Raw genomic sequence first — 14,383 nt, 5'->3', positions numbered from 1 at the left:
AATTCAATATTCTGTTAATCAATAATTAGGTAGCCCATGCCTTTTGTCCGGGCTGCAAAGGAATACAGGACTCATATTTGCCGGGAATATGGACATACCGTAAAGCCTGGGTTGCTCCGATCTCAGAGGTATAATAACCCAGACAGGTGAGTTCGTAGAAAAGCAGGAAAAAGTTCGAAGGGCTGGTACCGGCTTTGATCTGTGCCTGAGCTTCAGCTTTAAAGAATTTAAAGATCTCCTCACGCTCTTTAAGAGTTAATGATACAAATAATTTCTTGTACTGGCTTTGAGAGACTTCATCCACTTTCATTAAACCATCCGCGAAATGCTTTTGAACATCTGCGGTATAACAATCCTGCATCATCATCACTATAAATGGTCCCAGACCCGCAGCCTTGGCACCGGGAACCCCTTTCGTATCCGGAATAATGGTATCGGCAATTTCAGCGATCAATGATTCCTGGGATGCTATCGGTTTTGATTCAATACCCTTAACTGCAAGTGGGCTGAGCACCTCGGCACAGGCTGCAAAGCCTGAAAAAGTAATTGCTCCCCCCAATAAAAAGGTAGCCCTCCTGACTGCTTCTCTTCTATTCATCTATCTGTTTTAAATAATTATTATTCGTTTTAATCCAGGCAATTGCCGTGGTTGTATATCTTTACAAATGATCTAAACCTTAGATAATTCTGGCTTACCAGGCTTCAATCTGGCAGGAAACACATGAATCTCTAATATTTGACTATAATAAGTAATTTTCTTTAAACGGAGAGGGATGTTTTATTATTTTTCCAATATTGTGAGGACTGAAATAAGCCTTCAGTGTTCAGGAATCTGTCTACCCAATCCCAACTAAAAATAGCACATAATCTGTTTAGTGCATGATACTTTTATTCGTAAAAGCAATCCATTTTGCCATCCTAATTCTTTTGGATATTAAGGATTGACACGCTATCAAATAAACAGAAACACTTATTATTAGTTTCTTGCAAAATCCAGCAAATCCCGGATATTTCCCCTGTCGGCTTCTTTTAACGCATTGATATAATTTTTTCTGGTCTGGTCTGGCCTGTTCATTTTGGATTGACTCCAGGAAAAAATATTTTCAGAAAATATGTTTTCCATTATGATATCTGCCATCATTCTGGAATGTCTCCCATTTCCGTTTGGAAAACAATGGATATTAACCAGACGATGTTTAAACCGGATGGCTATTTCTTTAGTTGGATAAGTGTTATTATCAATCCAAAACCTTGTATCATCCAGTAAGGATTTAAGTTCTACACTAATAAGTATCCATTTTACACCCAAATTCCTTTCTGATCTCCTGAACTCCCCTGCCCATGACCAAACTTCACCAAGCATTTTTTTATGGAGTATTTTTATAAATTTTTCTGTCAGTATCTGCTCTTTTCGAAATTTTGTTTTAATTGTCCACTCAACAGCCTTTTCAATGTTTAATTGCTCATGTTCATCCAATTCAGCATGTGTGGTAATCGTTCTCAGTAACAAACCTTCCTTCTCCTCTTCACTGAGGGGTGTTTGGCCATCTTCTAAAGCAATTTCTAATCCCATAAAGCTTTACTCATCTCTCTTTTCAATTCATCTGTCAAATCAATGATAGCCCGCTTAATCTCCTCATCATTATTTCCCTGATTCTCCAGCTTCATATTTTGACTCGTTCTTAGAACTATTTTTTCAGCAAGAGCCCCTGCTTTGTAACTAATCAGGTTTTGCACTGATCCGTGCTTTGGAACAAAGCCATAAACAAATTTCATTTCCAGAACTTCTCCAATTTCCTTTAATGACTTTATAGATATTGAGCCGGAGGATTCACTTTCTTCTACTTTTTTTGCTCCTTGTCTGGTCATTTTAAGTTTAACCCCTAATTGCTCTAAGGTCATATTTAGCGTTACCCTGATGGTGTTAATCCAGCCCCTTTCAGGTATGATTATATTGGCAGTACCCGAAAATGGTTTAAGCTTTCTATCCAGTTGCTCAACCAATAACTTCCTTTTTGTTCTCATAACTACAAAAATATCTTAAAAATAAACATATTAATTTACATTGTTAATATTTTGTAAATATTTTTATTTATATTTTAATATAAAAGTAAACAATATAGTTTACGATTTAAAAAAAATAAACATGTTTATATAGCTAAAATATAACTCAGATTAAATTGATTAATGATTTAATTGCAGCATGAAACGCACTTTTGCTTTGAAACTCCCCCCTCTATTGGCTCTCTGGCGAAAACGTTTTAAGGATAATGATTATTGACAGTCTGTTTCTCTTAATTTAAATGAACTTTCAAAGTTCAGAGAGTCGGGATATTTGAAAAAGAATCTATCATTTTGGCTATAACTTTCTCCATACCCTTCTACAAAATTGTCGCCTTCTAACTTAAATGCTACCTGCCTGCAGGATTGAATCCCTTCAGAAAGAAATGTATACTCTGCGATTAAAATATTTCCATTCATCCTTCCATTTATGGTACCGGTATTTTTATCCTTTTCTTTATAATTATAAACCAAAGTGCCGGTAATTGAGTCTCCTAAATGAATTAGGTTTAAACTTACTGTATCAGTTGCACTGGCGTACAAATAACAATTTACAGATGAAGGTTTATCCTTATTTATGATTGTCGAACTGCTTGATTCTGTCTCCTTGATCTGATTATTGCATGAGGCCAGAAGAACTGCGAGAAGTAGAATATTATATGTTTTCATGAGTATAAAATTTGATAAATATTTTAAACAAGATTCCAGAGCAATAAAACTGCCAGAAACTATTGTCAGATCTGTATCTAAATTCTGTCCAGGAATTATCACAATCTTCGGTGATGAAGGTAATTTGGTAATCCAGCATATCTTTCTGCTTTTAGCTTTCAGCTTTACCCTTTCAGCATTCCCTGCGGCTCAACAACCGTCACCTCAGAAAGAGCATTGAATAAATACACATTACCGGTTTTAATTTCGACGCAGCGGTAACGTTTTCTGACCAGGGTTTCTTTTCTGAACACACGTCCGTCAGGCAATGAGAACATAGTTTTCACCGGAAGTTTTTCTACACAAATAATGTGTTCAGGTTTACTGTCGTATTGCTTCAGGATGCGATAAAGATTGAGATCCACACAGCTTGAAGCAGCTGGGTTATCAAGGTAATTTTGAATGGCATGATTAATATCCGGCGGAAAGATAGATTGCTCAAAAAAAGGCTTCATCATTCGCTTAAAATTGTTTTTCCATTCTTGCCCATGGGGCTTAGCTTTTCGCTTATGTTCATTCCATGTCAATAAATGGGCGAACTCATGAACGGTAGTAATCAGAAAGGCGTAGGGATTGAGGTTATAATTAACCGAAATCCGGTGTCCGGCGTTTTTAAAAGGGTGGCGATAATCTCCGTGCTTGGTACTCCGGTTTCTGGAGACTTTAAATTCACATTCAAAATAATCTATCCAGCGCGCAATAACAGGCGCTGCGCCGGGTGGCAGGTAATTATTCAGGACTGCAATCTTATCCAATTTTATTTCAGAAGCTGGTATACTAACAGGCTCGCAAGATAAGCCAAAGCGGTCATGTATACAATTTGAATTAAAGGCCATCTCCAGCCTTTGGTTTCGCGATAGACTACTGCGATAGTACTGATACATTGCATGGAGAAAGCGTAGAACATCATCAGTGAAAAGGCAACCGCAGTCGTAAATACAGGCAATCCGGTTTCGGAATTTCGGGCAGAAGCCATTTTCTCACGTACAGATTCCAGGTGGGAATCGTCGCCTTCCACACTATAAATGGTGGCCATAGTCCCTACAAATACTTCACGGGCGGCAAAAGAAGTAATCAATGCGATGCCGATCTTCCAGTCAAAACCCAGAGGTCTGATTACAGGTTCAATTGATTTACCTAAAATTCCGGCATAGGAGTTCTCCAGTTTTTCGGAGGCAATCAGACGATCAATTTCTGAAGCTTCAAGTTGCTTTCTTATTGATACTTCGTTGTATTTAACCTCAATTTTATCAAAACGATCTACAGGTCCGTAAGATGAAAGAACCCACAAAATAATGGACACTGCAATAATGACCTTTCCTGCTTCAATTACGAAGGTCTTTACACTGCGGTACATGGTTAAAATCACATTATTCCAACGCGGCATTCGATAAACCGGAAGCTCCATGATAAAATATCCGCGTTCGCGTGCACGGATCATATATTTCATTACCCAGGCCACCAGTATTGCGCTTATTATACTCAGAAGATACAAAGACATCAATGCCAATCCTTGCATATTAATAAAGCCCCAAACCTTCTCATTAGGTACCACCAGTGAAATCAATAAGGTATATACCGGAAGCCGTGCTGAGCAGGCAATCAGTGGAGTGACCATAATAGTAATCATCCTGTCTTTCCAGCTCTCAATATTCCGGGCACTCATAATTGAAGGAACGGCACAGGCAAATCCACCGATCAATGGAACAATAGATTTACCACTCAGACCCACTTTGCGCATGATTTTATCCATCATGAAAGTAACCCTCGACATATATCCGGTATCCTCCAGTACAGAGATACATGCAAATAAAATGGCGATCTGCGGAATGAAAATTATAACTCCGCTTAATCCCGCAAGAACTCCATTTACCAATAGGTCAGTAAATACTCCGGAGGGCAGAATCCGGAGGCTCAATTCTGATAACCAAAGGAACAAATCCTCAATTAAGGACATCGGATATTCAGACCATGAAAATATGGCCTGAAATATCATGAAAAGTATCGCGAAAAAAATGACGAAACCAAATATCTGATGAGTAAGTACTTTATCGATTCGGTTACTCATTGTTTCCTGTTTGGGATCAGAATGAACCTTAACTGCATCGAAAAGCACATCATTGATAAAGTTATACCGGGCAATGGTCTCGGTGGCTTGTGCTTTTTGTGAATGAAAATTGAATTCCTTATTGAGCGTGGCGACCCACTGCTTATCCTTTTGAGACAGAAATGCCAGGTGTTCATACTGATGAGCAATCTGTAATGCCGTATATGGCTTTTCAATCATCAACTCGTCCTGAATTCTCCTGATCAGCTCCGGTGCTATGCTTTCAACCTCGATAGAAGGCAACTGAAGAGGAATAGAACTATTGTTCAGTATAGCCTGCTTGAGACGATCAATTCCCTCCTGCTTCCGGGCAGAAATTGGAATGACCTGAACCCCCAGTTTTAGGGCCAGCTCATCAACAGAAATTTCAATCCCTGAGCGAGCCGCCAGATCCATCATATTCAGAGCAATAATGACTGGAATCTTGAGATCTGCAATCTGAGAAAAAAGCAGTAAATTTCTTTTTAAATTAGATGCATCTGCAACAAAAATAATGAGATCAGGATAGTTGGATCCTGTTTTATCGCTAAGTGCATCCAGTACAATACGTTCATCCCTGCTTTTTGGATAAAAACTGTAGGTACCCGGGAGATCTGTGATTTGTGCAGTACGCTGGTCGGGGAGTTTACAATATCCTGTCTTTTTCTCGACAGTGACTCCCGGAAAATTGCCGATTTTTTGATTTAATCCAGTTAGAACATTAAATAGAGTAGATTTTCCGGAGTTGGGGTTACCAACTAATGCAATTTTTAAATCGCCGCTCACCTGGAGATTATTGCATGATAATGGTTGAAGCTTCCTTCTTTCTCAAGGTTAACTGATAACCTGAAACCCTGATAGCCATCGGATCACCCAGTGGGGCTAAGCGCTCAACAACGATAGATTCACCCGGCAAACAACCCATTTCCATCAACTTAACAGACATTTCAAGATCAGTAAATTCTTTGATGATCCCTGTTTGCCCCGGTATTAATTGTGAAAGCTTCATATCCCTGTTTTAATGATGAATCAAAAATAATGCTTATTTGAATTAATTCCAAATAAGAACATTGATTTTACACAATAATTAGAAATCAGGGCTGAATCGTTAATCCTGAAGGAGTATGAGTACGGATGAATTTTGGGCATTTGCAGCCTTTTTTAAAAACACTGCAGGAACTCAGGCTCAGAACAAGCAATAGAATCGCAATTTTAAAGCAGTTTTTCATTGAAGCGAACTCTATGTAAAAAAATATAGCTGAAGATTCCCATTCCAACACCTGTCATATCCGCGAAAAGATCCCACCACTCGGCAGAACGATAGGTAAAAACCTTGAGCTGCAGCAACTCAATACCGGCACCCAAAAACAGCGTGATGCCCAGGATTTTTAGGATTGTCAGTGGGCGATAGGAATAACTCGCCTGTTGTCTGATTTTCCCATAAAATAAAAACACCGTTAACACGAAGAAAAAGCCGGTATGGGCTAATTTATCAAACCCTTCAAAGAAGGTAAAGCCCACCTTGTCAGTACCAATCGGGGGCATCTCGCAGAGTATAACTACAAAGATGGCCCAAAGTATTGAAAGATACTGATATCGTAAGGATTTGAACATTAAACCCCAATCTGTGTTTTATAATCTCCGGCTGATAATAATTCTTCGACCTGAGCGGTGTCAGTAAGCTCTATCTTAACCATCCAGCCATCGCCATAAGGATCACTATTAACCAGTTCAGGCTTTGCATCCAGTTTTTTATTGATTTCAAGAATCCTACCTGTTAATGGCATGAACAGATCTGAAACTGTTTTTACAGCCTCAACTGTTCCAAATACATCTTCACGAGCTACTTCTTTACCTAAGGTATTAATATCGACGTATACGATATCGCCCAGTTCATGCTGTGCAAATTCAGTAATACCCACATAGGCATGATTACCTTCAACGCGCACCCATTCGTGATCTTTGGTGTATTTTAATTCTGCAGGAAAATTCATTGTGATTTGGTTTTAGTTTTTGCAAAAATACTCTAAGAATAGCAGACTTGCAATTCTTAATTGAGGGTTATTTGGGTTATAATAAGCTTAATTAACCTAAGTACTATATTAAACTATCTAAAGATTAATATTTAACCACATAGATTGAATTTATTATGCTTTAAAGGAAACATAGATTGTAAATCATATAGATTGAAGCAAAGCTTCAAGGCTATCTGTGTCTAATTATAGGTTGGAAGCTATAAAATGCTATGTTGCTATGTGGTTTTTAAATATCATGTTGAGTTCACTTAAGTTATTTATAATTGGGGATAGATCAGGTTTTAATCGCACTGTCTGATATGCTTAAACGCGATTGAAGCGGATACCGGCCTGTGATTAAGGCCTGTGGGGTATGAGCGAAAAGCGGGAACTTCAATTAAAAAGAGCACAGAAGCATCTTTCCAAAAGATAGAAAGCTTATTACAGGTTAAACCTTAAATTAACCCCAAAATTGCTGAATGAAGTATTAAAGGTCTGGGAGGTATAAGGTTTGGTGATATTACCATCATAGAATAACCTCATTGTGAACCGCTGGTTCAGCACATAATCAACTGAGGGTCTGACGGTAATATTCTTTGCTCCTGATGAAACTTCTGCATCATCAACATCTGCACGGTAGATCACCAGTTTACGGTCGGTTAAGGCAAAATCCATTTTAAAATTCATGTCATTATCCAGTTTCAATGACTTAAACAAACCGAATGGGAAACGAAATGTAGTGGTACGGTAACCCATACCAAATACTGCACCGTCTTCTTTTTGTTGAGCCAGCTGACTGTTTGCTAAACTAAAACCAAGAGCCCTTGATTTACGGTACTCCAGGTTCAGGGTCATATTATTTTTCAGTCTGACATCAACACCAAATAAGGGCAGAAACTGCTCAAATAAAGTAATTTGCGAAAACTGATAAAAAGGAAGGAAGTTCCCGCTTGCATCTTTCACATTGACTGCACCATTTGATTCCTGATAACGTATCAGTGAATTAAATCCATTCACACTGTAGGTCGATCGATAGGCATGATTGATATCAACCGAGGTAAAAATTTCATTGAAGAAAGAATACTTTGTCAGTCCGTTATAGCTAAGCCTCCAGTTAGGAATCGGAATTTTAGGAAAGCGGTTAAGTGAAATATTATTGGCATCCTTACCAGTATAGGCTGCCATGAATGAGGCAATCAATACATCCTGGGAACTCCTGTTATAACCATCCGCAAATCCGCCCGAAGATCCTGTAGAATTTGGATTTTGAGCGCCCAGCCTCCGGGAGATTATGGCTCTGTTCTCCTGAAACTGTGTAAACAGACGCGAAGAATTGTTTAATTTATTCTCCTTACTGAACGCTGTTTTCATTGAGAAAAAGGAGATACTGAAATCCCCGGTGGTAACCGGACTCAAATTTTCGAAGCTATCGCTTGAAGGAAGGAATTTGAAATTTGATGAATAATTAAAACTCTGACTTTTGATAGCAGTCAATTCAATACGAAGGTCACGGATTGGCTCAATTAAACCCCTGAAACTCATATCTTCTTTAATGGTATTAATGTATAACTGATTCAGCAATGAGTCCCGCGTGATCCAGCCATTTTCCAGCGAACGGCTTCTGATATCCCTTTGCCCGCCAAATATAAAATCATACCCAGGAGCATTAAAACTGAGATCCTGCCCAATGAAACCTGTTTTAGGAAGATAACCGGGAAGAAAAGTACCCTCTGTTTTGGTGTATGCCCCGCTGACATTTTTCAGACTGGTAATCAGATTAATCAGGAAGCCGGCTGCATTACTTTTATCAGCCTGGTTCATGCTTCTGACAAAACCGAATTTATTATACAATGCAACCATATTTAAGGTAGGGTTGAGCTGGACTGTACGTGAGTTCTGAATCGTGTTCCCCACATTAATTCTGGGATCATTCATTGTCAACAAGGGTTCTGTCTGCCAGTTAAAACCCGAACCATAACGGGCTGCAACTGTAATCCAGTCCATACCGGGAATTTTATTGATAGGTAAATTATAGGTCAGGTTCATCGTATGACCGTAATCAGTTGTCCGACCCAGCTTCATCAGGTTTTGCCAGAGTGTGTCCCGTTTTAGTCCGTTTATTCGACCCTCGGGTTCATCAATAATAGAATAGTTGGTTGCATTGAAGTCTATTTGCATGGAACGGGTCAGGTTCCAGCTGATGCCGTAGAGACGCGACATCTGGAAATTCTTATTAAAATTGGTATTAATCGGAAGAAAATTATTGGGGTCATTATCGCGCAGGGTATTCTCTGAATATAATCGGTCAACATCTATCCGGAAATTTAGAATTGATGGTAAAAGACTGAAATTAAAGTCCCTGATCAATGAAAGACTTTTAGATTTGATTAGTTTCTCGAATGGAGTAATGCTTTTGGCCTGTTTCGAATAATTATACTGCAATCCGGCCCGGTAGGTCTTCTGTAAGGTGTTTTCATTAATGAAATCGCGGTGATTAAACTCATTGAATGCATAGCTTGCACTCAGATTTTCAATATCCCAAAGGTGGATTTTACTTTCAGGATTGGTTTTGATCTTGCGGACATCGGTAAAATTAATACTCTTCCTGGCAGTATAATCCTCGGTGATGAATTTCAGTGAATCCCGTACTTCCTTTGTAGAATTTTCGAGCGTGGTTTTAAATTCAGTATCCTGAATTCGCGGATCATATTGTGGTGATGCTATCTGCTTTGAGAAGTTCACATACATGGGCACTTTCAATCCTGTACGTTCAGGGAAGAATTTGCCAAGCTCTACATTGCCTGAAAGGTCAAAAAGCATATCATCATCCCGGTTTCGCTCACTCACTCTGCGGTCTATTGAACCGAAGCCAATGGTACTCTTGCTACCCGAGATGGTAACATCTGCAAAATCTGCAAGTCTGGCATTCATACGGGCAGTTGCAGCCCATCCTCCCCGCTCATCAAAATCGGTGAGCCGCATCTCATTAAACCAGATTTGAGCTGATTTATCGAGTCCATCATCAAGACCCGGATTTGCTAAACTTCGCAATGGATTACGAACGCCAAGCATATAAACCCTGACCTTGCTCAGATCGGGCTGCCCTTTTACGGTGATTATATTTTGCCCATCCTGATAAATATAGGGTCGATTAATCGGCCATGGTTGCCCATTAAAAACGGCCCTGTTGCGGGCAGCTTTGGCTTCTAAAAACAACCTTAATTCTACATCCACCTTATTCTGATCGGGCCAGATCAGGCTGGGGGCACTGGTTCCCGGACTGGTGACTTTTAATGGAATCTCATAATCATAATAATTATCCTGATTATCGGTACCCACCCTAAGGAAAGCCCTGAGGTCGTTATCCCGCAACTGATCACCTTCAGCATGAATGAACATTTCGAGACGCTTATAGGAACGAAAATCATGCATAGTAGTTCTGAAGGCTGCACGCCCGTAGCCATCCCGAAGATTCCGGACACTTAAAGCCAATGATTGTTCATTCTGACGGGATTCCCCCCTGAAATTTGTAAAATCGATTTCCCTGGTAATACCCGGTGGAAGAACATATGGAATCGGGGTGCGTTTTCCATTCTCCTCAATATTGACTGCACTGACATCAATTACAGAATTGTCGAGACCAGGATTAATTAAAGATGGATCAGCGATGACCTTGGATGGATTATTCTCGGAATTGTACCTTCTCCATTCACCTCTAACCAATTGCAGTCTTGCCAGACGCATCACAGTAGTATCTGCAAAATCAGTCATAAACATCCTGATAAAGCGAATCGATTTAAAATCCTCAATATTCCCAACTTTCTGCAAATATTCTGCAATTGGGATTTTAAATTGAATCCACCTGACTGTTTCCTGTGTTCCATTAGCCAGTCTGACCGTTGCAGGAACAATGTCTGAAACATAATTAGTTCCTACCGAAAGCAGATCCTGAGGCCGAATAGAAACCTTGTACTGAAAATACTCATCGGCCTGTGTTGAATTGTTATCCCGGTTGATATCCTCTCCATCCGGAAATGATGTTGCTGCGGTATTCTCAATTCCCGTCAGTGCTAAAGATTGCTGAGCGGTTTTTGAATTTCCTTCAGTATTATTATATTTCTCATACCTCTTTAGAATACCGGCATTTGCCTGATCCAGATTTGATCCCCTGTAGTATTGATAATCATCTGATGCAGGATCACTTTCAAGCTCAATTGCAGCCTGAGGATTAATACTTGCCTTTACCTGATTCAAAAAGGAACTGAACTGCTGTCTCTCATCTTCACTACTCAAACCGTCGATACCTATATCCTGAAATTCTCTGGCCGTGGGGTTATTATCAAATGCCTGTATGACCGGCTGAAGTTTTGGGACTCTACCCCATATAGTATTTTCCGTTTTGGTAATATTTCCATCTATCGGTAAACCATTCTCCATACTTTTCCTTCCATCTTTCAGAATATCTTCAGAAATATTACCCAGATTGAAGTAGAGATCACCACCCGGGCTAGTAGTATTATATATGAATGGGTCGAGCATCCACATTTCGATAAACTCAATATTCAATGCCTCAAAATCGTTTGTTTCAAGTTTCCTGAAAATCCCACCCCACCTGCTTCGTGGATTAGTTAAGGTACCTTGAGAAGTCAGGCCAGAAGTAGTGAAATTATATGGACCCCTGATGGTTGGATAAAAAGCAAGATCGAAGGTTGGGAGAATAATTGCCTGCCCCGTGTTGGAATCCTTGAAAGGAAAAACCTCCCGCTCAAAAACCTGACGGACATAATGATTTGACAATTCATTCTTATCCCTTCTGATATTTTCGGGCGTAAGTGAATTTCCATTCAGGAAAAATATTGGATCGATATTATAAAAAGCAAGTCTCGCCCGGTTATAACCATAAGCCAGGTCATTGTTAAGCCTTGATTCCGGAAAGTGCTGAGGGGTGCCTGAAATATGCCAAGATATGGCACTTTTAATATCGATCATGGACCGGCTTGCTTCAAAATCATCGAGATAACTTGCTCCGTTTCTGCTTCCTGCAAAATTCAGTGCTCTGGGATGGCCGGGAACAAGACTGGCATACTCCCCATTGAAGGTAATACTAGAAGGTTCCTTAGTATTGATGAATGGAATCTTATCTACCATTCGTGTCAGCCATCTGGAAGGGGAATTATAGCTTGCATCTATACCCCATATCGTATTCGAAATTGCTTCTTCTCCAATATTCACTTTCTGGGTAAGGGGCTTTTCCGTCAGGTTCATGAATGTACCTCCCAGATTCAGCTTATCGTTTACGCGATAATCAAAACGTGAGCCGGTGAGCGAACGCTGCTGTAATCCAAAAAGTTCATTGTTTTCAAGTTTGATTCTAATTTGCTGCCCTGAACTAAGCAGGGCAGAATTTAAGATTCTGACCACACCAATATTATAATCGACTGTAAAATCGACCCCCTCCTGCAATGGCATTGATCCTGCAACTACTTGTACCGAACCCGGGGGGACATTAATAGCATTCAGCTGAAATTCTGAACCTCCCTGCGACTGATAGGTACCCCGGATCAGATATCTGTTCAATCTTGCAAACAATTGCTGAGCGATCACCTTTGTAGAGTCATACAGAGGCTGATAAACATATTTATCGATCAGATTACGCTCAGATACCGGATTAAAACGCTTAGCCAGGTCAGAACCAAAAGGTTCTACTAGTGGGAAAGTAATCCTTCCATTCTGTGGATCGATGGTGATGCCTTCCAGAAAATCGAAATAACCATCTGGCTTACGGTCGTTCTGCTGATTCAGATTATCCAGATTGGTTAACTGTATCCATAATTTATTGTTGGTGTTCTGCCCTTCAGTCATCTGCGGTTTTTCTATACCCGTATCCTCATCAAGCCTGAAAATATTTAGTTTAAAATCGTTTCGGCTAACCTGATACGCCCCAAGGGTATAAATATTCTTCATCATCAAATCCCAGGTTGGCAGACTTGTTTTCAGGGTTTCATTCTTTAATAATTTAACATATAATACTTCCGGCGTGGAATTATTCACTGGATTATCAGTGGAGAATTCCCCAACCTGATATTCAACTCCATTGATTGTATAGCGAAAAGCGACAGCCAGAACCTCATCTGCATTCAAGGCAGTGTTTAGGGATATATACCCGAGCCTGGGGTTTAATATAAATTCCTTATCAGTAAGATTTCTGGCAAATGTCAGTTTTGCAAAATTGTCGGTACCGCCTCCTGCAGCCTGAAAAAAGGAAATTGCATCATTGGAATTGGTCTGTCTTACCCCTGGTGGAAGAATCTGCAGCAAATTATTTGACTGTTGACCAAATCCCGGACCGGCGAAGCCAGATGGAAGAACAGAAAATCCCTGCCCACCCTGAACCTGAAAGGTATTGTAAACCTTATTTTCACCCAGATCGAGTAAGCCCAGAACATCTCTTGAATTTACGGTGCTGTTTGCACGATTGGTTATCCAAACTTCAATTTTTGTAATATTAATATTAGAGCTATTGAGCGGTATATTTTCCAAAGCTTTATTATAAGTATCCCTGAAATACTGAGCCAGGAAATAATGCTTATTGGTTTCATAATTATCCGCCGAGATACTGAATTCATTTTGTTGGGAACCATTGGTAATTGTAATCTCCTTTTGCTGTGATTTTTGCTGAGAAAAAATGCTGGTTACATTCAATTTTCCAAATTGCAGCTGGGTCTTTAATCCAAACAGAGCCTGACTGCCGCTAATCAGGGAAGAGCTCAATGGCAGACTCACGTTACCTGCTTCTATCTTTCTGATGATTTCATCATCCTTACCTGTATAATCGAGCTTGACCTGGTTCTCGAAATCGAACTGGGCTTCCGTATTATAATTGGTGCTGATCCGCATCTTTTCACCGATTTGCCCAACGACATTCATTTGTATCCGCTGATCGAAATCAAAATTACCCTGCCTGCGTTGCCGTTCATTGAACAAGGGGTTCTCATTTCGGCTTAATCGTCCAGAAAAAGTAAGGTCAGCGGATCCCTGTGGCCTGATTTCTATCGTATTTCCGCCAAATAATTTTTCAAAAGATTTACTGTTTACCATTACAGGGGGGATGAACCCGGGTTCACGGGCCTCGGAAAGCGGCAAATCTGCCAATTCACGCCAGTAATTCCTTTTTATCAGTTCATTTTCATATCTCTGATACTCCTCAATACTTAGATATTGAGGAGCCCGGTAGAGTCTTTCCCCAATTTTTTCCCGAATGATATAACGCTTTGAAACCGGATCAAATTCAACGCTTCTCTGAATATTCGATGGGTTTGGAAGTATAATTCCTGTTTGCGGTTTGAACTGCAGTGTTTTGGAATCCTGAAAAGGATAAACGAGTTTAACAGTATCCTTGGCAACAGGGGTATTTTGGGCAAATACCCGTCCTGCAGACAGAAGAAGGAAGACACACAAAAAGCTCTTCAGGCAAAAAGTAGCGGCACTTCTCAATTTCAAAGGATATTGTTAT

10 protein-coding genes are annotated in these 14,383 nt (G+C 39.9%); all 10 read right to left on the bottom strand.

Annotated features, from left to right (window positions below):
* Positions 1 to 25 precede the first annotated feature (25 nt).
* The 10 genes from Q8S11_RS05720 to sprA all read right to left on the bottom strand — a co-directional run bounded on the left by Q8S11_RS05720 (position 26) and on the right by sprA (position 14,370).
* A complete protein-coding gene (locus Q8S11_RS05720) occupies positions 26 to 598 on the bottom strand; it encodes a gluconate 2-dehydrogenase subunit 3 family protein (RefSeq protein ID WP_305661117.1) in 573 nt (190 codons plus the stop codon).
* 378 nt (positions 599 to 976) lie between these two features.
* The gene (locus Q8S11_RS05715) at positions 977 to 1,573 is read right to left on the bottom strand and encodes a mobile mystery protein B (protein ID WP_305661116.1); all 597 of its coding nucleotides are present in this window, start codon (positions 1,571 to 1,573) and stop codon (positions 977 to 979) included.
* Positions 1,564 to 2,025, bottom strand: coding sequence for a mobile mystery protein A (locus tag Q8S11_RS05710; RefSeq protein ID WP_305661115.1), 462 nt, complete (start codon positions 2,023 to 2,025; stop codon positions 1,564 to 1,566). The genes Q8S11_RS05715 and Q8S11_RS05710 overlap by 10 nt, the downstream gene beginning before the upstream one ends.
* A gap of 249 nt (positions 2,026 to 2,274) precedes the next feature.
* Positions 2,275 to 2,730, bottom strand: coding sequence for a hypothetical protein (locus tag Q8S11_RS05705; RefSeq protein WP_305661114.1), 456 nt, complete (start codon positions 2,728 to 2,730; stop codon positions 2,275 to 2,277).
* Between the two features lie 164 nt (positions 2,731 to 2,894).
* Positions 2,895 to 3,524, bottom strand: a complete 630-nt coding sequence (locus Q8S11_RS05700) for a SprT-like domain-containing protein (RefSeq protein ID WP_305661113.1) — start codon at positions 3,522 to 3,524, stop codon at positions 2,895 to 2,897.
* A 2-nt stretch (positions 3,525 to 3,526) separates the two neighbouring features.
* Positions 3,527 to 5,641 (bottom strand): ferrous iron transport protein B, encoded by a 2,115-nt coding sequence (feoB, locus tag Q8S11_RS05695; RefSeq protein WP_305661112.1) that lies wholly within the window; start codon positions 5,639 to 5,641, stop codon positions 3,527 to 3,529.
* Between the two features lie 7 nt (positions 5,642 to 5,648).
* Positions 5,649 to 5,864: a ferrous iron transport protein A gene (locus tag Q8S11_RS05690; RefSeq protein ID WP_305363524.1), complete on the bottom strand. Its 216-nt coding sequence runs from the start codon at positions 5,862 to 5,864 to the stop codon at positions 5,649 to 5,651.
* Between the two features lie 203 nt (positions 5,865 to 6,067).
* Positions 6,068 to 6,469, bottom strand: a complete 402-nt coding sequence (locus Q8S11_RS05685) for a VanZ family protein (RefSeq protein WP_305661111.1) — start codon at positions 6,467 to 6,469, stop codon at positions 6,068 to 6,070.
* The gene (gcvH, locus tag Q8S11_RS05680; protein WP_305661110.1) at positions 6,469 to 6,849 is read right to left on the bottom strand and encodes a glycine cleavage system protein GcvH; all 381 of its coding nucleotides are present in this window, start codon (positions 6,847 to 6,849) and stop codon (positions 6,469 to 6,471) included. Before gcvH ends, Q8S11_RS05685 begins: the two co-directional genes overlap by 1 nt.
* A 462-nt stretch (positions 6,850 to 7,311) precedes the next feature.
* A complete protein-coding gene (gene sprA / locus Q8S11_RS05675) occupies positions 7,312 to 14,370 on the bottom strand; it encodes a cell surface protein SprA (protein WP_305661109.1) in 7,059 nt (2,352 codons plus the stop codon).
* Positions 14,371 to 14,383: the final 13 nt, after the last annotated feature.

Origin of the sequence: Daejeonella sp., assembly GCF_030695525.1 — a bacterium.
Classification (GTDB): domain Bacteria; phylum Bacteroidota; class Bacteroidia; order Sphingobacteriales; family Sphingobacteriaceae; genus Daejeonella.
This window is presented reverse-complemented; position numbering and strand designations above follow the sequence as displayed.